General features: G+C 57.9%; 27 protein-coding genes, 1 tRNA gene and 1 pseudogene. 13 read left to right on the forward strand and 16 right to left on the reverse strand.

The window, feature by feature from the left end:
- Positions 1-157 precede the first annotated feature (157 nt).
- Positions 158-1975 (forward strand): sigma-54-dependent Fis family transcriptional regulator, encoded by a 1818-nt coding sequence (locus QF045_RS17960; protein ID WP_306493406.1) that lies wholly within the window; start codon positions 158-160, stop codon positions 1973-1975.
- A 34-nt stretch (positions 1976-2009) separates the two neighbouring features.
- On the opposite strand, the gene QF045_RS17965 is transcribed toward QF045_RS17960, so the two are convergent.
- Positions 2010-4127, reverse strand: a complete 2118-nt coding sequence (locus tag QF045_RS17965; protein ID WP_306493407.1) for a TonB-dependent receptor domain-containing protein — start codon at positions 4125-4127, stop codon at positions 2010-2012.
- A gap of 207 nt (positions 4128-4334) precedes the next feature.
- Between QF045_RS17965 and QF045_RS17970 the strand changes: the two genes are divergently transcribed.
- Genes QF045_RS17970 through QF045_RS17980 form a run of 3 tightly spaced genes read left to right on the forward strand, consistent with a single transcriptional unit; the run spans position 4335 to position 5675 of the window.
- Positions 4335-4493, forward strand: coding sequence for a hypothetical protein (locus QF045_RS17970; protein WP_164485588.1), 159 nt, complete (start codon positions 4335-4337; stop codon positions 4491-4493).
- A gap of 5 nt (positions 4494-4498) precedes the next feature.
- The gene (locus tag QF045_RS17975; protein ID WP_306493408.1) at positions 4499-5125 is read left to right on the forward strand and encodes a helix-turn-helix domain-containing protein; all 627 of its coding nucleotides are present in this window, start codon (positions 4499-4501) and stop codon (positions 5123-5125) included.
- Between the two features lie 55 nt (positions 5126-5180).
- Entirely contained in the window at positions 5181-5675 is a 495-nt protein-coding gene (locus QF045_RS17980) for a hypothetical protein (protein WP_306493409.1), read from the forward strand.
- A 258-nt stretch (positions 5676-5933) separates the two neighbouring features.
- Here the strand turns inward: QF045_RS17980 and QF045_RS17985 are convergent, their stop codons facing one another.
- Together QF045_RS17985 and QF045_RS17990 are read right to left on the reverse strand one after the other, a co-directional pair.
- The gene (locus tag QF045_RS17985) at positions 5934-6215 is read right to left on the reverse strand and encodes a hypothetical protein (RefSeq protein WP_306493410.1); all 282 of its coding nucleotides are present in this window, start codon (positions 6213-6215) and stop codon (positions 5934-5936) included.
- Positions 6216-6356: 141 nt separating this feature from the next.
- Entirely contained in the window at positions 6357-7097 is a 741-nt protein-coding gene (locus QF045_RS17990; protein ID WP_306493411.1) for a hypothetical protein, read from the reverse strand.
- Between the two features lie 216 nt (positions 7098-7313).
- Here QF045_RS17990 and QF045_RS17995 point away from each other — a divergent pair, with 216 nt between their 5' ends.
- Together QF045_RS17995 and QF045_RS18000 are read left to right on the forward strand one after the other, a co-directional pair.
- On the forward strand, positions 7314-7448 hold the full coding sequence (locus tag QF045_RS17995; protein ID WP_256657537.1) for a hypothetical protein: 135 nt from the start codon (positions 7314-7316) through the stop codon (positions 7446-7448).
- Positions 7449-7610: 162 nt separating this feature from the next.
- Positions 7611-8225 carry a LysE family translocator gene (locus tag QF045_RS18000; protein WP_306493412.1) on the forward strand — a complete coding sequence of 205 codons (615 nt, stop codon included), beginning with the start codon at positions 7611-7613 and terminating at the stop codon, positions 8223-8225.
- Between the two features lie 55 nt (positions 8226-8280).
- On the opposite strand, the pseudogene QF045_RS18005 reads toward QF045_RS18000, so the two are convergent.
- From QF045_RS18005 to QF045_RS18015, 3 genes and pseudogenes are all read right to left on the reverse strand, one after another.
- Positions 8281-8445, reverse strand: a pseudogene (locus tag QF045_RS18005) (LysR family transcriptional regulator); the annotation flags it as partial.
- Positions 8446-8474: 29 nt separating this feature from the next.
- On the reverse strand, positions 8475-9428 hold the full coding sequence (locus tag QF045_RS18010) for a DMT family transporter (protein WP_306493413.1): 954 nt from the start codon (positions 9426-9428) through the stop codon (positions 8475-8477).
- 76 nt (positions 9429-9504) lie between these two features.
- Positions 9505-10233, reverse strand: coding sequence for an AraC family transcriptional regulator (locus QF045_RS18015; protein WP_306493414.1), 729 nt, complete (start codon positions 10231-10233; stop codon positions 9505-9507).
- 382 nt (positions 10234-10615) lie between these two features.
- On the opposite strand from QF045_RS18015, the gene QF045_RS18020 reads away from it, so the two are divergent.
- Positions 10616-10852 carry a hypothetical protein gene (locus tag QF045_RS18020; protein WP_306493415.1) on the forward strand — a complete coding sequence of 79 codons (237 nt, stop codon included), beginning with the start codon at positions 10616-10618 and terminating at the stop codon, positions 10850-10852.
- Between the two features lie 125 nt (positions 10853-10977).
- On the opposite strand, the gene QF045_RS18025 is transcribed toward QF045_RS18020, so the two are convergent.
- Together QF045_RS18025 and QF045_RS18030 are read right to left on the reverse strand one after the other, a co-directional pair.
- Positions 10978-11193 (reverse strand): hypothetical protein, encoded by a 216-nt coding sequence (locus QF045_RS18025; RefSeq protein WP_306493416.1) that lies wholly within the window; start codon positions 11191-11193, stop codon positions 10978-10980.
- A gap of 155 nt (positions 11194-11348) precedes the next feature.
- Positions 11349-11567, reverse strand: a complete 219-nt coding sequence (locus QF045_RS18030; protein ID WP_306493417.1) for a hypothetical protein — start codon at positions 11565-11567, stop codon at positions 11349-11351.
- A 364-nt stretch (positions 11568-11931) separates the two neighbouring features.
- On the opposite strand from QF045_RS18030, the gene pip reads away from it, so the two are divergent.
- The 5 genes from pip to QF045_RS18055 all read left to right on the forward strand — a co-directional run bounded on the left by pip (position 11932) and on the right by QF045_RS18055 (position 17609).
- The gene (gene pip, locus QF045_RS18035) at positions 11932-12912 is read left to right on the forward strand and encodes a prolyl aminopeptidase (protein ID WP_306493418.1); all 981 of its coding nucleotides are present in this window, start codon (positions 11932-11934) and stop codon (positions 12910-12912) included.
- 427 nt (positions 12913-13339) lie between these two features.
- Entirely contained in the window at positions 13340-15055 is a 1716-nt protein-coding gene (locus tag QF045_RS18040) for a carbamoyltransferase C-terminal domain-containing protein (protein ID WP_306493419.1), read from the forward strand.
- Positions 15056-15131: 76 nt separating this feature from the next.
- Positions 15132-16307 carry an MFS transporter gene (locus QF045_RS18045; RefSeq protein ID WP_306493420.1) on the forward strand — a complete coding sequence of 392 codons (1176 nt, stop codon included), beginning with the start codon at positions 15132-15134 and terminating at the stop codon, positions 16305-16307.
- Positions 16273-16980 (forward strand): HAD family phosphatase, encoded by a 708-nt coding sequence (locus QF045_RS18050; RefSeq protein WP_306493421.1) that lies wholly within the window; start codon positions 16273-16275, stop codon positions 16978-16980. The genes QF045_RS18045 and QF045_RS18050 overlap by 35 nt, the downstream gene beginning before the upstream one ends.
- Complete coding sequence (locus QF045_RS18055) at positions 16980-17609, forward strand: YdcF family protein (RefSeq protein ID WP_306493422.1); 630 nt, start codon at positions 16980-16982, stop codon at positions 17607-17609. Before QF045_RS18050 ends, QF045_RS18055 begins: the two co-directional genes overlap by 1 nt.
- A gap of 152 nt (positions 17610-17761) precedes the next feature.
- Here the strand turns inward: QF045_RS18055 and QF045_RS18060 are convergent.
- Positions 17762-17852: transfer RNA gene (locus tag QF045_RS18060), tRNA-Ser, on the reverse strand.
- 152 nt (positions 17853-18004) lie between these two features.
- Here QF045_RS18060 and QF045_RS18065 point away from each other — a divergent pair.
- Positions 18005-18676: a Bax inhibitor-1/YccA family protein gene (locus QF045_RS18065; protein WP_053256786.1), complete on the forward strand. Its 672-nt coding sequence runs from the start codon at positions 18005-18007 to the stop codon at positions 18674-18676.
- 74 nt (positions 18677-18750) lie between these two features.
- Here the strand turns inward: QF045_RS18065 and murB are convergent, their stop codons facing one another.
- The 7 genes from murB to QF045_RS18100 are packed head-to-tail and all read right to left on the reverse strand — an operon-like array spanning position 18751 to position 23272.
- Positions 18751-19770 (reverse strand): UDP-N-acetylmuramate dehydrogenase, encoded by a 1020-nt coding sequence (gene murB / locus QF045_RS18070; protein ID WP_306493423.1) that lies wholly within the window; start codon positions 19768-19770, stop codon positions 18751-18753.
- Positions 19767-20231 (reverse strand): low molecular weight protein-tyrosine-phosphatase, encoded by a 465-nt coding sequence (locus QF045_RS18075; RefSeq protein WP_306493424.1) that lies wholly within the window; start codon positions 20229-20231, stop codon positions 19767-19769. Before QF045_RS18075 ends, murB begins: the two co-directional genes overlap by 4 nt.
- Positions 20231-20995, reverse strand: a complete 765-nt coding sequence (gene kdsB / locus QF045_RS18080) for a 3-deoxy-manno-octulosonate cytidylyltransferase (RefSeq protein WP_306493426.1) — start codon at positions 20993-20995, stop codon at positions 20231-20233. The genes QF045_RS18075 and kdsB overlap by 1 nt, the downstream gene beginning before the upstream one ends.
- Positions 20992-21177, reverse strand: a complete 186-nt coding sequence (locus QF045_RS18085; RefSeq protein ID WP_003174668.1) for a Trm112 family protein — start codon at positions 21175-21177, stop codon at positions 20992-20994. The genes kdsB and QF045_RS18085 overlap by 4 nt, the downstream gene beginning before the upstream one ends.
- A gap of 24 nt (positions 21178-21201) precedes the next feature.
- Positions 21202-22212, reverse strand: coding sequence for a tetraacyldisaccharide 4'-kinase (gene lpxK / locus QF045_RS18090; protein WP_306493427.1), 1011 nt, complete (start codon positions 22210-22212; stop codon positions 21202-21204).
- Complete coding sequence (locus tag QF045_RS18095; RefSeq protein WP_306493428.1) at positions 22212-22640, reverse strand: biopolymer transporter ExbD; 429 nt, start codon at positions 22638-22640, stop codon at positions 22212-22214. The genes lpxK and QF045_RS18095 overlap by 1 nt, the downstream gene beginning before the upstream one ends.
- Complete coding sequence (locus QF045_RS18100) at positions 22637-23272, reverse strand: MotA/TolQ/ExbB proton channel family protein (RefSeq protein WP_122676958.1); 636 nt, start codon at positions 23270-23272, stop codon at positions 22637-22639. The genes QF045_RS18095 and QF045_RS18100 overlap by 4 nt, the downstream gene beginning before the upstream one ends.
- Between the last annotated feature and the right edge of the window lie 40 nt (positions 23273-23312).

Raw genomic sequence — 23312 nt, forward strand, 5'->3', positions numbered from 1 at the left:
GATCAACTGTGGGAGGGGGCTTGCTCCCGATGGCGGTATATCAGTGACAAAAGTGCTGACTGACCCACCGCTATCGGGGGCAAGCCCCCTCCCACATTGACCTGGTTACATCCATTGGTGTGCAAGACCCCAAAACAATAAAAATGAAGGTCAACACATGGCCGAACCACTGACTCACGACACCATCATCCAGGACTCCTGGCGCCGTTGCCGCGCCTTTGGCCTGGATCACCAGAGCACGCCCAGCTTCGACCAGTTGCCCGCCGAGGGCATTCGCCAGTTGCTGGAGAGTCAGCATTCACTGGTGCAGACCACCCATCAGGAAGTGCTGCCCTACTACGAGAACATCCTCAGCAATTCCAACTGCCTGATCATGTTGGCCGACAACCAGGGCCAGGTCTTGACGTCGTGGGGCACCCAGCGGTTTATCGAACCGGGGCTGGCCCGTGGTTTCAGCGCAGGCGCCAGCTGGATGGAACATGCCAGCGGCACCAACGCCATCGGCACCGCATTGGCCTGCGCCCAGGCCGTGCATATCGAGCACGACGAACACTTCCTCAAGGCCAACCGATTCATGACCGGTTCGGCGGCGCCAATTTTCGACGCCCAACGTGAGATCATTGCGGTGCTGGACGTCTCCAGCGACAGCTACCTGCCGCCCTCCCACACTCTGGGCATGGTCAAGATGATGAGCCAGACCGTGGAAAACCGGCTGATCCTCAACCTGTTTCGCGGCGAGCACTTCCAGCTGACGTTCAACACCGGCCTGAGCAACCTCGACAGCCAGTGGGCAGGCCTATTGATTTTCGACGAAAGCGGCCAGGTGCTGTCGGCTAACCGGCGTGCGGACAATTTGTTGGGTATCAGTCTGTCGCGGGTGATGATCGACAGCTTGTTCAAGGTCTCGCTGCTGGAGTTGCTCAATCAGCCGGAGGGCCTGCCCTTCTCCCTGCAAGCGGCGGGACGCAATCGTTTCCAATGCCTGCTCAAGCGGCCCCGGCAGACGCCGGTGCAGGCGCGGATGTTCAACCCACCTGCGGCGTCCAAGCCCGCCGCCATCAGCCTCACGACCCTGCATTTTGGCGATACGCGGGTGGAGAAAGCCGTGCGTCAGGCCGAACGCCTGCTGGAAAAGGACATTCCGCTGTTGATCCACGGCGAAACCGGCGTGGGCAAGGAGGTGTTCGTCAAAGCGCTGCACCAGGCCAGTTCCCGCAGCCAGCAGGCATTGATCGCGGTGAACTGTGCGGCGATTCCGGCTGAGCTGGTGGAATCGGAACTGTTTGGCTACGAAAAAGGCGCGTTCACCGGTGCCAACCAAAAAGGCAGCATCGGGCTGATCCGCAAGGCCGACAAGGGCACGCTGTTTCTCGATGAAATCGGCGACATGCCTTTACCCACCCAGGCCCGGCTGCTGCGGGTGCTGCAGGAGCGTTGTGTGCAACCGGTGGGCAGCAGCGAGGTGTTTCCGGTGGACTTGCGCATCATCTCGGCCACCAACCGAGCGCTACGGGAACTGGTGCAAGCCGGTCGCTTTCGTGAGGATTTGTATTACCGCATTGGCGGCCTGACCCTGGAATTGCCGCCATTGCGCGAGCGCAGCGACAAGCAGGCGCTGTTCCAGCAACTGTGGCAGCAGCACCGCGACCCCACGCAGTGGGCCGGGTTGAGCGCCGAGGTGCTGAAGCTGTTCGAACAGCATCCGTGGCCGGGCAATCTGCGTCAGGTGAGCAGTGTGCTGCAGGTGGCGCTGGCGATGGCCGAAGAACAGCCCATCCGCCCGGAGCACCTGCCCGATGATTTTTTTGTGGACTTGCTGGGGCCCACACCCGAGCCCGCCAGTGAGCGTCTGGATGACAGCGTCGACCTGACGCAGCGCTTGAAGGCGGCGGGCGGCAACATATCTCACCTCGCCCGCGAACTGGGGGTGAGCCGCAATACCCTGTACAAGCGCCTGCGCCAGAACGAAGGCTAAAGCAGCACGCCCACGCGCGCTTACAGATGCCTTCTCAGCGCCAACTCCATGAGACGCCGGTGTAGATACCGCGGCCATCGGCCGGCGTGGAGCGCGCCACATCCACGCCCTTGTCGTCATAGCCTGGCGTGACGGTGTTGGCATAGCGCCGGTTGGTCAGGTTGCGCAGGTCGACCCAGGCCTGCCAGTCCTGCCTGGGCGCATCGTAGCCGAACGTGGCGCCCAGGGTGGTGTAGGCCGCCGCGTAGTAAGAGTTGGCGTAATCCACCGCCACCCGCGAGGCGTGCTCGCTGTTGAGGCTGGTGTAGAAGCCGGTCGGGTGGCTGTAGCGCAACTGCGCCTGGTAATAGTGCTTGGGGATGCCAGGCAAGGTGTTGTCACCGAAACGCTCATCGTCGCGGTAGTGGAAATCGCTGAAGGTATAGGCTTGGCGCAGCGCCAGCTGGCCGTCGCGTCCGCCGTCCCACAGCGGGCTGAGCAGGCTCAGCTCCACGCCCTGGTGCACGGTGGGGCTGGCATTGGCTTCGGCGACGATGGCATTGCTGGTGGCCGTCTGGGCCTGGGTTTCCACGCTCAACAGCTCGTGGCGTACCTCGGAGCGATAGAGCGCCAGGTCCCATTGACCGAGCCAGGCCTCACCGCGCCCACCGACTTCCAGCGTCGTAGCGCTCTGATTGCGCAGCTTCACCCCTTCGCGCTGCAAGCCGGTGGCCGCGCCATTGCCGGGGCCGAAATACTTGTTGGAACCCCAGATCATCGACCAGGCGTGCGGCGGCTCGACCGAACGGCTCAGGTTGCCGTACACCTGCAATTGCGGGGTGAAGTCATAGCGCAGGCCAATGCGTGGCGCGTAGTCCCAATCGTGCTGGCTGATCGGTGCCTGGCCGTCTGGATAGGTCACCTGGGTTTCGCGGCGGGTGTAGATCGCGGCCAGGCCGGTGGTCAGCCACAGGTCAGGCACCAGCTCCAGCTCGTTGCCGACGTGAAGCACGGTATCGGAACCCAGGTAGGTGTAGTCGCGAGTCTTGGTGCCGGGTGCGAAGTCCTTCGTATTGCCCGCCGGGGTGCGCACGTACTCCGAGGCGCCATTGTTGGGCATCGCCTGAGTGGTGCGCAGGCCGAGCGTGGTGTTGCTGTCGTGGCCGAACAGGCTGTCCTGGCGAATGTAATTGAGGGTGCTGCTGATGTCGGTGTAGGCGACTTTCAGGCGGTTGGTGCCTTCGCGCAGGTCCATCGGGTAGTCGTGATAGGCCAGCCCGACTTCAACCCGCGAAGCGTCGTCCAATTGCAAGGTGGTCTTGTTGGCGATCCAGGTGGAGCCCGGTTGCAGACGCTTGGAATCGCGGGCGGCGTTGAGGCTGTTGGCGGCACGCGGGTCATGGCTGATCTGGTAGCGCGTGAGCTTGCCCGGGGTGTCGTTGGTGGTTTCGCGGTAACGAAAATAGAAGCGCGTTTCCAGGTCCGGGTTGAAGCGGTAGCCGAAGTTGGCCGCGACGCCTTTGCCGGTGCCGGCGCTCTGGTGCTGGAAACCGTCGGACTGCGAATCGGTGAGGCTGATGTAGTAATCGGCATCCCCGAGCACCTGCCCGGAACTGATCTCGCGCTGGGCGTAGCCACGGCTGCCCGCTTCATAGCGCACTTGCAGCTTGGGCGCATCAAGACCGGTACGGGTGACGTAATTGACAGCGCCGCCCAGGGCCAACGCGCCCTGATCGAAACCGTTGGCGCCGCGCAGCACCTCCACCCGGCTCTGCCATAGCGGGTCCTTCAGCTCGTAAGGCGTACCGCCGGGACCGGTGAGCGGCAGGCCGTCGAACATTTCGTACAGCCCCGAGCCATGGGCACCGGGGCTACGGTTCAGGCCCGAACCGCGAATGGACAGTTTGACCCCTTCGTTGTTCGCCGCCTTGGCGTAGACCCCGGCCTGGTATTTGAAAACGTCCTCATTGGTGCTGATTCGCCCTTGCTGCACGCTGTTCATGTCAATGAAATTAGTGCCGCCGGGCACGCTTTTGAGCTGCGCCTGGGCGATGTCGCCGGCGCTGGCCTGGTCCGTGGTGACTTCAACCGGCGCCAATTGCAGGCTGTCGGCCTGTACCAGCGAACTGAGGGCCAGGGTGGCGAATAGCAGCGGAGGTTGTCGCAACAGCATGGGCGGGTCCTTGAAAGACAGGGCGTGGACGGCAGCGCCGGCACGCGAACAGTCATGGGAAGGCGCCCACACCTGTCAGGTCACGCGCGCATGGGGATTCGCTGTTAAGTCCAAAATCGAATTAACAAATGAAAACTCAGTATTTAAGGAAATAACCGCTACGCCTTACTGTGGGCCATCGAACCACTCCATCGCGAGAGCCTACCCATGCAAACATCCGCCACCCTCATTGACTTCACCCTTCACCGTAAACGCCGCCAGGCACGTGCGGCGGCCGAGTTGATGTGGGCGATGTACGCAGCGCGTGCAGGGCTGGCCGTGTTTACTGCGCACGCCACGACAAACAGCGATACCCGCCAGGCGTAAGGCCGATGAACTTCCTTCACGCCATTCCCGAACCACCTGAGCCACTGCCCACCCCCAGCACCGACGATGATGTGATCAGCCTGTGCGTGGCGCATAACCTGCAACGCCTGCGCAGCAAGCGCCACCTGTCAATGGACGGGCTGGCGCGGGCCTGCGGCGTGAGCCGTGCAATGCTGGCGCAAATCGAGTCCGGGCGCAGCGTGCCGTCGATCAAGGTGCTGTGCAAGATTGCCAAGGGCTTGAAGGTATCAGTGGCGGCGTTTCTGGAGGATCGCGCGTTCGAGGGTGTCGAAGTGCTGCCGGCGCGACAGAGCAAACGCCTGGTGAGCGCTGACGGAGCGTTCGTCAGCCGGGCGTTGTTCCCTTTCGACAGGGCGCGCCAGTCCGAATTTTATGAAATCCGCCTGCGAGGCCTGGGTGAGGAAGTCTCCGAGGGGCACGGTCCGGGCATCCAGGAAAATCTGGTGGTCGCCCAGGGGGTGCTGGAGGTCAGCGTCAACGATGAGCGCTACCTGCTCTCCACCGGCGATTCCATTCTGTTTTTCGCCGACCAGCCGCACCGCTATCGCAACCCGGCTGACAGCGAGGCGGTGGCGTTCCTGGTGATCATCTACCCGGAACGCCTGGACTGAATGCAAAAAGCCCCGAGAATTCGGGGCTTTTTTCTGACAGGCGAGCTGTCAGCAGGTGCAGCACATCATCGGCATGCCGTTGCAGCTCATCATCATCGGCATGGCGCAGTCGTTCATCATCTTGTTCATCAGCATGCAGCAGTTTTCCATCATGCCCATGCTCATGCCCGACATCGGCATCATTTTGCACATCATGCTGTCACCCTGCAGGGTGCACTCCATCACGCATTTCATCATGCCCATGGGCATCGGCATGTTCATGCTCGACAGCATGTTCATCGTGTCCGCCGACATGCACATCATGTTCATATTGGCGCACTGCATCATCATCGGCATGCCGCAGTTCATCATCATCGCCATCATCTCGGCGCTGGTCTTGAACTGGGCCATGTCCATGCCTGCGGCAGGTTTCAGGGTGCACATCATGGCGTCACCGGCCATTTCGCACTGCAGGGTCGCCATCATCATGGGCATGCCCATCATCGGCATCATTGGCATGGAGGTGTTCATCGGCATCTGCATTGCGTTCATCATGTTCGAAACTCCGTAATCGACAGGAAAGGCCAGGTTCTGGCGCCGATTCTAGAGCCGCCAGGCAACGGCGCAAGACGCTGGCAGAGCAGCAGGATTGGATGTTCCAGGGGCGACTTGGTGGGTTTGAACACGCGCTAAAACCGGCATCACGTCGACACCGATGCTATAGCGGCATAACCCTCCACGGTAGTTTCGAAATAGACGCGATGGATATTCGAACCAGGAACTTAAATATTCCAGATGGAAATAAACGGTCTAACCCTGGGCAAATGGATCAATCGCGCGCCCCGTTGCCCGGCAATGCAAGCGTTTGCATCAGATCGTCAGCGTCCGAACCGACGGGAAATCTGAACCCATACATCTCATCGGCAGCCAGAATGTCGGCAAGCGCATCGCATAGCTGCGCCTCCGTCGGTGAGTCGCGCAACAGTTTATGCGCGGTGAGCAATACATCCGCAGCCACCCCCTGGGCACTGGCGGCGTCGATGACAGCAAAAAGGATAAATCGCAGGCGGATTTCGCGATCAGTAGGCCAAACCGTTTTTCGCTTACCCAAGGTAGGCACTCGTGTTTAAGAAAAGTCCGAGGCTAGGGCTGACCGGGGGCGTGTTTCAAGCGGTCCTGGGCATGATAGGCACCTTCCTACAGAGGAAAGAGAAACACCGCACCCCGCGGGCCTGTCCCGGCAGCGAACGCGTCACTGCACAGGCAGGAAATTCATCAGCAGCAGACTTTGCGCATAGTTGAGGCCGATACGTCGGTAGCGCTCATCGAGTATCTGGGTCAGCAGGTCCAGGCGCGCGACGATCTTGCCGAACTCGACGGCGAAACTGAGGTTGCTGCCCTCCTCCGATATTTCGTTGGAAAACAGCAGCAACACGCCGTTTGCGTCCTGGCGCTGGCCCAGCAGCCAGGTGGCTTTCTCGATATTGCGTGCGGCGTTGCTGACAAACTGTGGGTTGATCGAGTCGGTCACATAGAACTGCGTACGCCCACCGTGCGCGGTCACGAGCATGCTGCCGATCGCGTAGATGAACGCCCCCACTCGATCGCCGCGAAACTCCGGGCTCAAGGAGTAGCTTAAGGCCGCCAGGTCACGCCGCTCACCCAGCGCAGGCAATGGCTGACGGTTTTCGATAGCCTGACGAATAGCCCGCGCGGCGCTCACCGCATCCGGGTAACCGGACTGACGCCACTGGTTGGGATTGCGCAGGTAAAGCTTGCTCATCAGCAGATACAGGCTTTGCAGATTGTCGCGCATGCCCAGGGTGGCCATGCGGTCCACGCTGGTTTGAAAGAACTCATCCGGCTTGCCATCGCTGAACTGCCTGGCGATGTCGCGCCCCTGTTGCTGGCTGCAACCGACGGCACACAGCGCGAGCATCGCAGCCAGCAACGGCGGCCATCGGGTGATGAAAACAGTGAACGTTCGATGCATCGGTTCCGGGTCTGTGTCTGTTGGCCAATCGCAGGAGTCGCATGGCAGAGACAGAGGTAGATCAGGAAAATCAAAAAAAGTGCAGCACCACGGGTTTAGATAAGCATCGGACTACAGGCGCGGCCGTCCACTATTAAACCTGTAGAAAATTTGAATTAGCGAGTTGCCCGCTCAGTCAAGAATTATGAATGCGGTAAATTTGACGAGGTAACAGTGATGACTATCCAGGCAGAGACACTCGTACAACTGACCGAAGCCTTGAAAGAGCGCGGCTTGAATCTGGTTTCCGATGTCCACTTCACGCGCGCGCCCTACCGGCACAATCACCGCTGGATCTGCACGGTCGAGTAACGGTCCACACTGCTGACGGCTTGGCCGCGTAGCCGGCCGTTGGCATCTTCCGGCACTGCGCAAGGGACGCCTACATAAAACAGGCCCGGATCTGCTGCGACTGTGTAAAACTCAGGCTTTGGTGACAGTCGCCGCCTCCCTGCAGACCTTGCGAGTAATCACATGATCGACGGTTCCGCTGTGTTAACAGTGTTCTTGGTCTACCTGGCGGGTGTCGTTATTCCTGGCCCGAATTTCGTTGCCGTCGTCCATAAGGCTGTGGCCGCTACACGCGCTGAAGCTCTGGCTTTGGTGGCGGGAATCGTCGTGGTCAATCTGTTCTGGTCAACCTGTGCGATTGGTGGGCTGGGGATCGTATTTGCTGCCCTGCCCTGGGCCGCCCTGGTTGTGAAGGTGCTCGGGGCAGCCTATCTGATGTGGTTCGGGTTCCGATTGCTACTCAATGCCGGGAGGAATGCTATCGGTCCCTCAAATGATGCCGTCGCCGGCAGTTGCCGACAGTCCTTCACTCAAGGTGTGATTACCAACCTGGGTAACCCGAAGTCCATGGCCTTCTATGCCGCTGTCTTCTCAGCCGCCGCCCCCGCCCACGTTTCGCCAGGCACGTTCTTGTCGATGCTGGCAGTCGTAGTGGTAGTTTCGCTGGCCTGGTATGCAATGGTAGCAATCGCCCTTTCCCAGCCCAGGATCGCCAGCGCTTATCAAGGACGGAGAAAAGCGATTGACCGACTGTGTGGCGGGTTGATTTTGTCGTTGGGGATCCGTCAGTTGATTTAGCAGTCCTGTCACCGAGAAACCGGGCTGGCCAGACACTTCAAGGGAACCTAGGGGTCAGCATTTCAAATCCGGGAATGGCCAGTGGAGGCGCTTGGACGTGCAGTGCTGGTTCATCTTGCACTAGCCTTTCTGGCACCACCGCCACTAGGTCACTGTGCGCCAATGCCGAGACGAGCGAGTTGAAGTTGGACACTGAGAGTCCGACGCGTCGTTCCAGACCCTAGGGAGTCGCACTACAGTGGCCGAGGACTAAGCGTTCGCCGGCGCGTGCTGGGGCGCGCGATGACTGTTCAGGCACCACACGACACCGGTGACAAGCAGCAGGATCGCGGCGAGTTCGTACGAATCGGGGAATCGATGCTCCCATAGAAAACCAAAAACCAGCGCCGCCAGCGTCTCGATCACCAGCACTTGCCCGCTGAGCGCCAATGGCAGAAGCCTGCTGGCCTGATTCCAACACGCGCCACCGATAACCGACGATAAAAGCGCCACGCCGCCAGCCACCAGGAAAAAGTGCAGCCATTGAGCGTTGTCATGGCTGGCGGCGTGCAAACCCAGGACTGGCGCCGCCAACAGCAGCGACTGCGCGCCGGTCATCACACCCGTCAGCAGTGCCCAGTCATGGGAGGACACGCTGGCTACCTGAACCAGCCGCCGAGCGTTGCTCACCGCGAACCAGCTCCAGGTCGCCAGGGCGCCGGTCGCGCATAAAATCCCAGCAATGTTGGTCAGTGTGTCGGGCCTGTCGCCATTGACCAGCGCATGCCAACTGATCAGCACCACGCCTGCGACGGCACAGCACAGCGAGGGGACGAGCTTGCGCAGCGCAACGGCGTTGGCATCGTGACGCCCCGCCAATGTGACGAACACCGGGATGAGCCCAACGATAAGCGAGGTTGTGGCAATGCCCACCAACTGCACTCCGGTGCCCACCAGCGCATAGTAAATAAGGTTGCCGACCAGGCTGAGCCAGAAAAGTGACTTCCAGTCGGCCACCGTCAGGTTGGCGCAAACCCGCCGCCAGCGCGGCAGCAGCAAGGCCAATGAGATCGCGCCATAACAGAGAAACCTGAGCACGGCGAACTGCAGCCCGCTCAACCCCGGCGTAAGCTGGGGGCCGAGAAATATCACGCCCCAGCACAGCCCCGCGAAAACACCGTAGACGATGCCCTTGAGCAAAGATCGATCAGCAAAAACATTCATCCGCACTCCCCAAGCGTAATGAAGGAAGTCTGCTTCAGCTGGATTTGGGAATTATTGTCGGTAAACGCGGGATTTTTTACCCAGACTGTTTTTGCGCTTTACGATAAACCGCCGGGCTTGTGGCGCTTACCCGTTGCATGGCTCGGGTCAGCGAGGCCTGGTCGGAAAAACCGGCGCGCAAGGCGATTTCGCAGATCGGCAATGAGGTTGCGCGCAGCCATCGCTGAGCTTCCTGGATGCGCACATCGGTCAACCAGGCTTGCGGGCTCATGTCGAACGCCTGGCGAAAACGCTGGTGCAGTTGGCTCATGCTCATGTTTGCGACTTGAGCCATGACGTCGTTGCTCCAGTTCGCTCCCGGATTTGCCCGCAGACGAGCAATCAACTGCTCGAACGGGTCGCAAAAACGCGGGACATCCGGGCTAAGGGATGACAAAAGCAATGGGCCCAGCTGCGAGGCCGTGATGGACAATTGTGCGTTGCCTACCAACTCAGCAAACTCGATCAGCCGACGCGTCGCCAGAGGAATGGGGACATATATCTGCTGAGCAAGACGCTCGATGTGCAGCGTTTCCAAGGTTGTCGGCGCGCAGTCCAGAACCAGAAAGCGGCTATCGGCGTTCGTGTGCTGCGAATGCACCGCGCCAGGCGCCACCAGCGCAGCCACTGACTGATCGATGCAGCCACTGCGGCCGCCTACGTCGATTTCCATGCGGCCGCGGATCGGCAGCACCAATTGAGTGTGGTCATGGTGGTGGTTGTGGTTTTCGCGCTCGTAGCTGCGCACTTCAAGACTCAGAAACATAATGCACCATTGGCCCGATCTGGTGAGGTTGACGCCTACAGCGCCTGCGCGCACCTGTATTCGCTCAGGATTAGCGCGCAGATTCTAGCATCGGCTCACTTGACCGCGACATTCAAGACCAGATCGCCGTTTCTGTATTAATTTCTGCCACGGACGTGGCATTGAACTGCCGCTGGCGGTGCAAGTCATCCCGCATTTTCGAAAACTCGAAGTTCCTGGTCTCCAATTCCTTCAGTACCAGACTCGAGATTCTGTAAGTACCGCAGTCGGAGCAGTCAACGAGCTTAGTACTCTGCCCCTCATCGGACTGCTTCGCTTCAAGCCCGCACAGATAGCAATTCATGTCTGACCTCCAGTTGGTTGATGCACAGGAGAGCGCCGCGTGGCGGCAGAAGTTTCAATTACCTGGCAGCGTCATCGCCTGGGCAAACTTCCTGGCATCCTCAGCGGCAAAGGGAAGGCTTTCTACGCGCGCTGCCAAGGGATCCTTGGGCTTGGGATAGATCGCGATTTAATGGACCTACGAAATGTGCCACCAACGGATCTTTTACTGATCCATTTATCTTTTATAGTCAGGGCCTTTATGCATCTAACAGCAGCTGTTATTAAGCCAACTTGATGAATCAAAACCTGGGTAAATAGCTAGGCCTTGCCAAGCACTTCCCTAGCCACAGATGAAACTCGGGCAATAAACAACCCGGCGCTGTGGCCGGGTTGTTGACGGTCTTTGCACCCCTTTGTCATTTACTTCGAACCACTGTTCTCGCGTTCCGTTTGAGCATCCTGATCAGACCCAGGGTTGCCCGGCGGCGGGTTCCAGTCTACCGGTTGTTCGCCCGTTCCCTGCTTGGGCTCGGATTTGGTTTGGTCAAGACCTGAGTCATGACCTTCACCGGCATCAGGGACTTCTTTTTTGGGTCCTGGGTATGGCGCTGCCGGACCATTATTATCATCGACCATAACTACCTCCTCTCTGTAGCGCAGGGTTGCGCACAGGTATGAGAGGTGCGGTGTAGAGAGAACGTGCGGGTGCCTCGACGAGCGGACGAAAGAATGCGCACGATAGCGAAGCGTTGCGTTTTGCCCCACGCCTGGTCAGGGTCCTGGCCGGCGACCTAAAGTCCCCATGCATCGTCTACACCGACTCCGCCCACTCGAAGTTCTCGCACGCCCGCTTGCGCCCAGAACCGAATAACCGCGCCCTTCCCGCCCGTAATCACCTGGACATGCTGGATCAAGTCAGACTGGCAGTCGGCGCGCATCACCGGTTTATAGCCGTGGGCCTTGTACAGCACCCAGCCGCCGTCCTCGGATTCGACACGGAAAACATCCATTGAAAAACCCCCGCAGGTTCCGCGACCTGCGCCCTGTTTGAAGCACCCCCAATACACGCCGGTGAAAGCCTGCCCCGATCACTAGACAGTCGAAGTCCACCTGCCCGGCATCGGTCGAAGCCGACTCCGGTTGATCTAAAAGCTCCTCGTATTCATCCCGCGCCCCCGCCATCAGTCTTCCCTCCGCATAAGCCTTGCTAGTAATGACTGGTGTGGATCAGCAAAGGTTTTTTGGAACGATAAACGGCGGTTTACGCCTCATGTTCCGTTCGTCTGCCCTGCTCGTCGCGCCTGTGAACCAAGGGCTGGGGGCCCGTTTCGAAACTGGACGATCCATTTTGAAAACCCGCTCAGGAGCAGCGCCATGGACGCACCCCGCCAGATCACCTACAGCCAGTTCCCTCCCATCGAAAACCCAAGGCGCAGCGGCATGCTGCCCGTGGATGAACTGCATACCTTGTACTGGGAAGAAAGCGGCAACCCCGAGGGCGTGCCGGTGGTTTACCTGCATGGCGGCCCTGGCGAGGGCGCGCCACCGAGCTCGCGACAATTCTGGGACCCCGATCATTACCGAATCGTGCTCTTTGACCAGCGCGGCGCCCTGCGCTCGACGCCGCTCGCGGCGCGGCGCAACAACACGACCCAAGCGCTGGTGGGCGATATCGAAACGCTGCGTCAACACTTGGGCATCGAGCGCTGGTTGGTCACCGCCGGGTCATGGGGAACGACCCTGGCGCTGGCCTATGGCGAAGCGCACCCGCAGCGCTGCCTGGGTTTTATCCTGCGCGGCGTGTTCCTTGGCACACGTGATGAGATCGACTGGTTCATCCACGGCATGCGGCGATTCTTCCCCAGGGCGCATGAGGACTTCGTCAACCTCATTCCCGAAGCCGAACGCGCCGACCTGCTGCAGGCCTACCTGAACCGCATGACCGGTGAAGACGAGTCGATCCGCATGGAGGCCATTCGCGGCTGGATACGCTACTCGGCGAGTTGCTCGTTGCTGCGCCATGACCCGGAAGGCGTTGAGGAGCAGGCGGCGGACGACGAGACCAGCATCGGCATGGCGACACTGGATGCCTGGTATTTTCTCAATCATTTATTCCTCGAAGAAGATCAACTGATTCGCGACATCGCGGCGATCCGCCATCTACCCTGCACCCTCGTTCAGGGTGGCCACGATATGATTGCAACGCCCAACTCCGCTTATCGCTTACATAAAGCATGGCCAGGGTCGGTGCTGAAACTAGTGCCGGACGCTGGCCATTCACCTTCGGAGCCTGGCATCTTGAGCACGCTGATCGAAGCTACCGAAAAATTCAAAGTTGCCGGGCGCTTTGACTGACACTGAACAAGGCGCGCAGGGGCCGTATTTTTTAGAACCCTTACATCACTTGACGGCAGGCTAACTGAACAGCGCCACCAGGAGCGGGCATTAGATTAATTAATATGATGCCGTTAATACTTATGGATTTGCGGTGGAATTGGGGGACAAGCCTTTGCTTATCGGGCTTCAGCCTATCGGTCTCACAATGCGTAAACACATAGTAGATGGCATAGTTTGGCGTACCGTTTGTTCCTTTTTTCATGAAAGTTTTCATATAGGTGTCACAACCTACTGCTACGCTGCCTGTGTCAGAGGGCAGGATCGCCCACTTGGGCGCTATTAAACGGCTCACTGGACGCCAGGGAATATTCTGAGGACAGAATGATGGGCGGTGCTGATGCAGTGATCTCTGATAATCACTGAATTGTAAAGACATGGAGTTGTTATGATTATTTTAGGAATTACTAACAATGATTTATCAGGTGCCTGCCTTGTCCGCGACGACCACATTCTCTCTGCGGTGAGCGAAGAACGTTTCACCCGTATCAAAGATGACAAAGTCTGGCCTGCGCAATCTATTTCGTTTGTACTGGCTGAGGGCGGTATGAGCTTGGAGGACGTAGACTACGTAGCCTATGGTTGGAACGCAGGCTTCACCGCTGAAAAGCATTTACCTTTATATTTTGACCGCATTGTAGATGAAGTAAAAAACAACCCTGATGGGCTACCACTTTTTCGACAACGCATTGTTGACGAAATATCCAACGATAAAGAAAAAAGAGCTGAGTTCGATAAGTTTATTTCAGACCATGCGTTGTCTGCCTACTACATAGATCACCATGAATGTCACGCATTGGGTGCTTATGTATGCTCCCCCTTCGATGAAGCTTTAACCCTAACATGTGATGGGCGAGGTGATTTCCAATCGCTGACGCTGACACATTACACACCCAACGAAACCACGATATTACAGCGTGAAACAAGCATCGACAGTTTGGGGTACTTCTACGGGCGTATCACCCATCTGATGGGTTACAAACCTAACCGTCACGAAGGCAAGATCACAGGCTTGGCTGCCTTCGGCGACCCTGAAAAATTGCTGCCCGTCATGCAGCAAATGATTGATGTCGAGGGCGGACGCATCAGGGCCAAATGCGGGGATCTTTTCCTACCTTCGTATAATGGTTACAGCGACACGCTGCAATCTTTACTAGCAAATGAAAAACCGGAAGATATCGCAGCCGCCGTTCAACGCCACGTTGAAGACATGCTTGTTACAGTCGTAACTTACCATTTAGACAGACTAGGCAGTCGTAATCTATGCTTAGCGGGTGGTGTATTCGGCAACGTAAAGCTTAACCAGCGTTTACGAGAAATCCCCAACGTGAATAACGTCTATGTGCTGCCCTGCATGGGAGACGGCGGTCTGGCACTGGCCGCTGCAGTGGGTACCGCTTACCTGGAAAATGGCACTCGATTCAAAAACCCGGCAATGACGCTGGGCCCAGCGGCACGTAGCGTTTCGCAAAACATAAACCTCATAAATCGCGACTACCCTGAATTGGGCTATCACAACCCCACTAACATCATTGAGACGCTCGTAGACGCCTTAATGGAAAACCAGGTTCTGGGAATGTTTAAAGGAAAAATGGAATTTGGTCCGAGGTCGCTATGCAACAGAAGCATTGTTTACCATGCCAAAGATGCAGATGTGAACGACTGGCTCAATAAGCGTATGCACCGGACCGAGTTCATGCCATTTGGCCCCGTGACCGCTGTCGAACAGGCCGCAGAATGCTATGTCGGCTGGACCGAAGAGCATGTTGCCGCAGACACCATGACGATGACCTATGATTGCCATCCGCAATTTATCGAGGCCAGCCCCGCCGTTGTGCATGTTGACGGTACTGCCAGACCGCAGGTAATTCGTCCTGAGGCAGATGGATTCATGCATAAGCTTCTCAATGCCTGGCACGTTCGAACAGGGCAGTCCGCGTTGATAAATACGTCTTTCAATCGTCATGAAGAGCCGATTGTATGCACTTCACAGGATGCCTTGGCTGCCCTTAAAGAAGGCATGGTCGATTTGGTAGTCATGAGTGAGTCGTTAATCATCTGGCGTAAAAACAAGAACAGTTTTGCCTTGCAGCGCTTTGAGTAAAACCGACATGCCTAGGGGCTTTTCAAGCCCCTTTTTTCCCAGAATGGGTGTTCAACGGTGTTTATGTGGTGACCCGATGTACCTTATATTTTTTGGTTTCTTTGCAGCCGAGGGCATTATTTATCCCTTCTGGCCAACCTGGCTAGACACGCTCGGGTTTAGCGCCAGTCAGATCGGTTTGCTGATCGCGGCAGCGTATTGGCCTCAGATTGTAACCGGGGTATTGATTACCTATGCCGCGGACTGGCGCATCGATCAAATTTACCTGGCCGCACTGCTCAGTTTTTCAGCAGCAGTCAGCACGTTACTGTTTTATTTTCTACCCGCTTCCCTGTTCACTTTTATCGCGTTAAGCATCTCGTTCGGCGGACTGTGGATGGTCGTACTGCCGCTGTCGGAGTCGTATCTGCTTAAACGCGATAAGCAATCCATTCAAAATTATGGCTGGGTAAGAGCAGTTGGCTCTTCAGCCTTTATTTTAACGTCAACACTTGGCGGTGTTTTTTTTACTGTTTATGGGCTCTCGTGGGTGCCTGTCAGCGTTGCAGCAAGCATGATTTTTACGGCGCTGAGTTGTTTATGGTTAAGACATCAGGTCCCGAATGTAAGCGCCTCTGATAATACTCAGCGCGCTAAAAAACCAGACTGGCGGCGGCTATTCGAAAACAAAACGCTGCTATTGGCAATTGCGTCTGCAAGCATTATTCAGTTAAGCCACACCTTATATTTTGCTACAGCCTCAATAAACTGGGGACTTAAAGGTCATTCATCGACCACCATTGGATTATTTTGGTCAATTGCTGTGATTGCTGAGATCACCTACTTTGCGTTCTCAAATAAAATTTTAAAGTTCTTCTCTCCTTTATCCATTGTCGTTTTGTCCAGCTTATGTGCATCGCTTCGCTGGGCGTTTTTCTCTAACAGCGACGCCCTATCACTCATCATCATAGGGCAATGCATGCACGCTCTGAGTTTTGCTGCTTATCACACGGCGATTATGCGCTTTATCCGCGACCACGCTCCGCAGGACATACAGACTTTAACTCAGGGATTCTATTATTCTTTCGCAGTCGCGGTACCCATGGGGATAGCCACGCCTTTTTCCGGCTATCTTTACCAGAAAATACCCAATGGGTCTTTTTATGTAATGGCCACCATCGCCTTACTCGGCGCGCTACTGGCCTTAATTGCTTACCAAAAAATGCGGAACTCCAAGCATGACGATACACACGTTTACGGCGGTCTGTTTTGATATGGACGGCGTCCTTATCCAGTCACGCGACGTTATTGAACATGCCTGGAGCAGCGTGGCGCGCAAATATGGCGTTGAAATTAGCCAGGATTTTATCCATGAGCATATCCATGGTCGACCAGGGGAGTATACGCTTGACGCTCTATTCCCCAGCTTTGATCAACCAACCCGTCGCATTATCAAAGAACAAGTAGATGCGGCCGAAGAGGTGGCAGTCTGTTCGTTGGTGCCTGGGGTGGCAACGCTAATTTCACACTTGCGGGAACGATCAGTGCCGTTGGCGCTGGTAACCAGTAGCTGGCCCGCTCGTATCGCCTATGTGCTCAATCATCATAGGCTGGAAACTGCCTTTGAATGTATTGTCTCACGCGAAGATGTCAGCAGTGGAAAGCCCGCCCCTGACTGCTATCAGCTAGCGGCTCGAAAACTGAACAACCCCATCAATGAGTGCCTTGTCTTCGAAGACTCCGTAAGCGGTGTCCAGTCGGCGGTTAGCAGCGGCGCAATTTGCCTCGGTATTGGTCACGACGTTTCGCTGCGCAACCACGGCGCCAAATCGGTGTACGCCGATTTTAACGCTCTGCCCACGATAGAAAGCTCGACACCAACCTCTCGGCTTACTGAAAACGGCTTGGTTCTCGGTAGCCATAGTTCCAGGAGATCACCTTCTTAATGACATCCACACTGAAATATGCCGCTATTCTTTGGGAGTACTTATCTGAAGGGCGTCAGCATGACACCTGTGATTTGCTAGTAGTCTGTGGGTCGTACGATCTTCGCGTCTGCGATTACGCGTGTGAATTGCTTCGCAAGGGCGTCGCTGGACACCTGGTGTTCACAGGCAATACGGGCAATTGGACGAGACATTTATGGGACAAGACGGAAGCCGAGGTTTTCGCTCAGCGCGCGCTGGATCTCGGAGTGCTACAGGAGCAATTCAGCCTGGAAAAACGAGCAACTAACTTTGCTGAAAACATCGCTTTCACCAAAGAAATGTTTCCACAAATACAAAGTGCTACGTTTCTTACCAAGCCCAACTCAATCCGCCGAGTAAAGCTGACGTTACCTATCCAGTGGCCGGGCCTTGATGCATGGGTTGATGCTCCGAGCTACTGTTTCCCTGAACAGACTTCCAATCAGGTCGGGGTGCTTGGATTAATCGATGAAATGGTGGGTGATATACAGCGCATTATGCTGTATCCAAACAAGGGATTTCAGATCGAAGAAGAGTTACCAAAAAAAGTCGAGGCTGCTTGGAAGCACTTGATTGAGCTGGGCTTTACCAATCACCTGGCCCGTTAGTATCACGCGCACGTATCACTTCGTAGAGTCTACGAGGCCTCTTCAACCGGACTGCCGGCGCAGCCCAGGCAGGAAGGATTCTTAATGTTGGCTTCATCTCGCTACCCCAGAAGCGCAAAAGCCCCGCAATCGCGGGGCTTTTGTGTAAATCTTGGCGGGAAACCAGGGATTCGAACCCTGGGAACGCTATTAACGTTCGCCGGTTTTCAAGACCGGTGCATTCAACCACTCTGCCAATTTCCCTTGTGCGTCACAGGATTATCATAGCTCATCCCGTCTCAGCGGGCGCCATAATACCCGAATGAAACACACTGTCAAACTCTCTGCATAGCTTGTTACAGAGCGTCTGTTATGATCTTTGCGACTGAACGTTTCAAAACTGAAGGAGTGTCGCCATGCGCGAACAGAATTACGCAGTGAATGGCAACGCGCAGGCTGAGCAGCTTGAAGTCAGCCGCGTCTTGCGCAACACGTACGGCCTGCTCGCCCTTACCCTCGCATTCAGCGGCGTGATGGCTTACGTGGCCCAGCAGATGCGCGTCGGTTACCCGAATATCTTTGTCGTGTTGATCGGCTTCTATGGTCTGTTCTTCCTGACCAACAAGCTGCGCGACTCGGCCTGGGGCCTGGTGTCGGCGTTTGCCTTGACCGGCTTCATGGGCTTTATCCTCGGCCCGATCCTCAACCGTTACCTCGGCATGGCCGGCGGCGCGGAAGTGGTCAGCTCGGCATTTGCCATGACCGCGTTGGTGTTTGGTGGCCTGTCGGCGTACGTGCTGATCAGCCGCAAGGACATGAGCTTCCTGGGCGGCTTCATTACCGCTGGCTTCTTCGTGTTGCTGGCAGCTGTGGTAGCCGGCATGTTCTTCCAGATCAGCGGCCTGCAACTGGCGATCAGCGCAGGTTTCGTGCTGTTCTCCTCGGTGTGCATCCTGTTCCAGACCAGCGCCATCATCCACGGTGGTGAGCGTAACTACATCATGGCCACCATCAGCCTGTATGTGTCGATCTACAACCTGTTTATCAGCCTGTTGCAGATCTTCGGCATCATGAGCCGTGACGACTGATTTGTTAAGGTCGTAAAAAAATGCCCCGTATCGCGAGATACGGGGCATTTTCATTTCTGCGGCGCAGGGACGGATCAGTACTGGTTGGGTTCCATCTCAAGCACTACCCCGAAGCGCTCGGCGATATCCTGCTGGATACGCAGCGCCAGGTTGGCAATGTCACGGCCGGTGGCCGTGCCATAGTTGACCAGCACCAGCGCTTGCATTTTATGCACGCCAGCATCGCCTTCGCGAAAGCCCTTCCATCCCGCCTTGTCGATCAGCCAACCGGCGGCGAGTTTGGCCTGCCCGTCTGCCTGAGGGTAGGCCACCAAATCCGGGTACTGGCTTTTCAGCTCAACAGCCAAGGCTTGGGGCACGAGAGGGTTTTTGAAGAAACTGCCGGCATTGCCCAGCTCTGCCGGGTCCGGCAATTTTTCGCGGCGAATGCTGCAAATCGCCCGGCTCACATCCGCCGGCGTGGCGTCGGTAATCCCCTGCCCGGCCAGGCGCTGCTGCACCGGGCCGTAGTCGAGTTTCAGGTGGCTGGCGCGGCTCAGGGCAAAGCGGACCCGCAGGATCACCCAACGCCCGACTTCATGTTTGAACAGACTGTCGCGGTAGGCAAACCTGCATTCCTGCAGGCTGAAGTCCCGCAGTTCACCGCTCTGGCGATCCAGTGCCGTGAGGCCGGCAAACACGTCCTTGATTTCAACGCCGTACGCGCCGATGTTTTGCATGGGCGCCGCACCCACCGTGCCGGGGATGAGGCTGAGGTTTTCCAGGCCGCAAAAACCCTGTTCAAGGGTCCACAATACAAAGGGATGCCAGGCTTCGCCCGCTTCGGCTTCGACCACTACGTGCACGCCGTCGTCGTGCAGCACGCGAATACCCTGGGTCGCCATGCGCAACACCAGGGCCGGCACGTCCTGGGTCAGCAGCAGGTTGCTGCCGCCGCCGATCACCAGCAGCGGCACACGGTGCGCCTCGGCGTAGGCCAGGGCTTGCTGCACATCGGCATCACTGCGGGCCTCGGCAAACAGTTGGGCGCGCACCTCGATGCCAAAGCTGTTGAACGGCTTGAGCGATACCTGCGCCTGTACTTGCAAGGTCATAACCGCCCCTTCAATTCGATCACCAATAAATCACAGGCACGCTCGATCAGGTCCAGGACCCGCTCAAAACCCTGGTCGCCTTCATAATAAGGATCTGGCACTTCTTCCACTTCGCCCTCGAAGCGGTGCAGGAACAAATCCAGCTGCGCCTTGCCCTGTGTTGGCTGCATGGCCTTGAGGTTGCGCAGGTTGCTGTGGTCCATGGCCAGGATCAGGTCATAGCGCGCAAAGTCGGCGCGGGAGACCTGTTGGGCACGCTGGGATGACAAGTCATAACCTCGCGCCAGTGCCGCACGTTGGCTGCGCTGATCCGGTGGGTTGCCGACATGCCATTCGCCAGTGCCTGCTGATGCCACTTCAACCTGACCGGCCAAACCGGCGTCGCGCAGCTTATGGCGCAAGACGCCTTCGGCAGTGGGCGAGCGGCAGATATTGCCCAGGCAGACAAACAGGACCTCCATCAAGCCCCCAGCAGGCGACGAACGCGCTCGAGGTCTTCCTGGGTGTCGACGCCTGCAGGCGGCGCTTCCAGCGCATCACCCACGTGGATACGCACGCCGTGCCACAGGGCCCGCAGTTGCTCCAACGACTCGGTGTTTTCCAGCCAGCACGGGCCCCAGCTGACGAAGTCATGCAGGAAACCGGCGCGATAGGCGTAGATGCCGATGTGGCGGCGGTACGGCACGCCTTGCGGAAGTACGCCGGGGTTGCTGGCAAAGGCATCCCGTGCCCAGGGCAGCGTCGAACGGCTGAACGTCAGGGCCAGGCCGTTGATATCGCTGACGACTTTCACCACGTTCGGGTTGAACAAGGTTTCGCAGTCTTCGATCGGTTCGGCCAGGGTCGCCATGCGTGCTTCGCCATGGGCCGCCAGATTGGCGGCGACCTGGTCGATGACGCTTGGCGGGATCAACGGCTCGTCGCCTTGCACGTTCACCACGATGGCCTCGGGCGCAAGGCCCAGTTGCGTCGCCACTTCAGCCAGGCGATCGGTGCCGGAATTATGGTCTTCGCGGGTCAGCACCGCCTCGGCGCCGAACCCTTTGCAGGCTTCGATGATGCGCGGATCGTCGGTCGCCACCACCACGCGTTCAGCACTGCTTTTGCAGGCCTGCTCCCATACCAGCTGGATCATCGGCTTGGCGCCGATCATTTGCAGCGGCTTGCCCGGCAAGCGGGTCGACGCATAGCGCGAGGGAATCACCACGGTGAAGGCGGTAGTCATTTATCCAGGCGCTCGTCGGTCGTCAGGGTGCGGGCTTCGCTTTCCAGCATCACCGGGATGCCGTCACGAATGGGGTAAGCCAGGCCGGCACCTTTGCTGATCAGCTCGGTTTTGTCGGCGCTGAGCTTGAGCGGGCCTTTGCAGATCGGGCAAGCGAGGATGTCGAGCAATTTGGTATCCATGGGTATTTCCTGGAGATAAGCGGTTCAAGGCAAAAGACGGTTGGGCAGCAGGCGCATCAGCTGCGTGTCGAACCAGGCGACAAAGGCTGGCGACGGTAGCGCATCCACCGCAAGGTACCACCAGTCGGGCCGGGCGAAGGCGCGGCACTTCACCGCGTCTTTTTCGGTCATGACCAGCGGCAATGGCGGTGTGAAACTCAACACCTCGGCACTGTAGGGCGCGTGGTCGGCGAACGCATGAGGAATCGGCTGCCAGTGTAGCGTTTCAAGGGTATTGAAGAAACGTTGCGGATTACCGATACCGGCCACCGCGTGCACCGGTTGGCCTGGCGCAAAGTAGCTGACCGGCTGCCGCTCGCCGCTGTGCAGGTTGACCAGCGCCGAAGGCTGCAGGCGAAAAGCAAAGCCGTCTTCCCGGTCCGAGGCGGCACCGTTGTAGAGCAGCGCATCGATACTCTGCAGGCGCTCCACCGGCTCACGCAAGGGCCCTGCCGGCAGGCAACGGCGATTGCCCAGGCCACGGGCGGCATCGATCAATACCAGTTCGAGATCGCGGGCCAGTCGGTAGTGTTGCAGGCCGTCGTCGGAAAGGATGAGGTCCAGGGTTTCGCTGGCCAACAGCGCTTGCACCGCCCGGCTGCGATCCGGGTCGATCATCAACGGCACACCGCAGCGCTGCACGATCAGCAAAGGCTCGTCGCCGGCCACTTCGGCACTGTGGTTGGCCTCGACCCGCCATGGCAACTGTGGCGGCTTGGCGCCATACCCACGGCTGACCACGCCTACGCGCAACCCTCTGCGCCGACAGTGCTCGATCATCCAGAGGATCATCGGCGTCTTGCCAGTGCCGCCTACCGTGATATTCCCCACCACCACAACGGGCACCGGTGACTGGTAGATAGCGCCCTCACCCGCCAGGAAGCGCGCACGCTTGCGCTGCACCACTCGGCGATACAAAGACTCCAACGGCCGTAACAGCAGGAGCGCCGGGTGGCCCTCGTACCAGGCCTTGAGCAAGCGATCGGACATGGCCATCAGGGTGGGCTCGCCGCCTCGACAGTGGTCATGCGCAGATGGCTGAAACCGAGCTTGCCGGCAGCGTCCATCGCGATGATCACAGCCTGATGCTGGGTCTTGCCGTCGGCACTGATCGACAGTGGCATGCTGGTGTCGCCGCCGGACTCCTTCTGCAGGGCCTCCATCAGGCTGGCCAGGTCGTTTTTCTCCAGCAACTGGTTATTCACCGAAAACACCCCATCGGCGCTGATGGCGATGTCCAATTGCTTGACCTGCTGGTCTTCAGCAGGCGAGCCGCTCACGGCTTCGGGCAAGTCGACGCGCAGCTGGGTTTCGCGGGTGAAGGTGGTGGTGACGACAAAGAACAGCAGCAGGATAAACACCACGTCAATCAGTGACGCGAGGTTGATATCGACATTTTCCCGTTGCTTGCGGCGAAATTTCACGCTTTGCCCTCGACCAGGTCCACATCACGGTCGCCCTGCACCACTTCCACCAGCTTGATGGCTTCCTGTTCCATGCCGACCACCAGTTCATCGATGCGCCGTTGCAGGAACCGGTGGAAGAACACCGAAGGGATACCTACCATCAGGCCCGCAGCGGTGGTGATCAGTGCCTTGGAAATACCACCGGCCAGCACGGCGGCGTTGGTGGTCATGCCCGAGCCCATGAACGAGCTGAAGATGTCGATCATGCCCAGCACCGTGCCCAGCAAACCGAGCAGCGGCGCCATCGCGGCAATGGTGCCGAGGGCGTTGATGTAGCGCTCCAACTCATGGATCACCCGTGCAGCGGCTTCCTCGATGCACTCTTTCATGATCTCGCGACCATGCTTGGAGTTGGCAAGGCCCGCGGCGAGGATTTCACCCAGCGGCGAATTGGCGCGCAGCTCCTTGAGCTTTTGCTTGTCGAGCTGCTTGTTCTTGATCCAGCCCCACACTTGACCCAGCAAGTGCTCGGGGGTAACGCGACTGGCGCGCAGGGTCCACAGGCGTTCGGCGACGATGCCGAGTGCGGCAATGGAACTCATGATGATCGGCAACATCATCCAGCCGCCGGATTTGACCAATTCCCACACAGTGAATGCCCCCTCGAAAAAGTGCGCCACTTTACCATAT

Source organism: Pseudomonas sp. W4I3 (genome assembly GCF_030816195.1).
In the GTDB taxonomy this organism is placed as follows: domain Bacteria; phylum Pseudomonadota; class Gammaproteobacteria; order Pseudomonadales; family Pseudomonadaceae; genus Aquipseudomonas.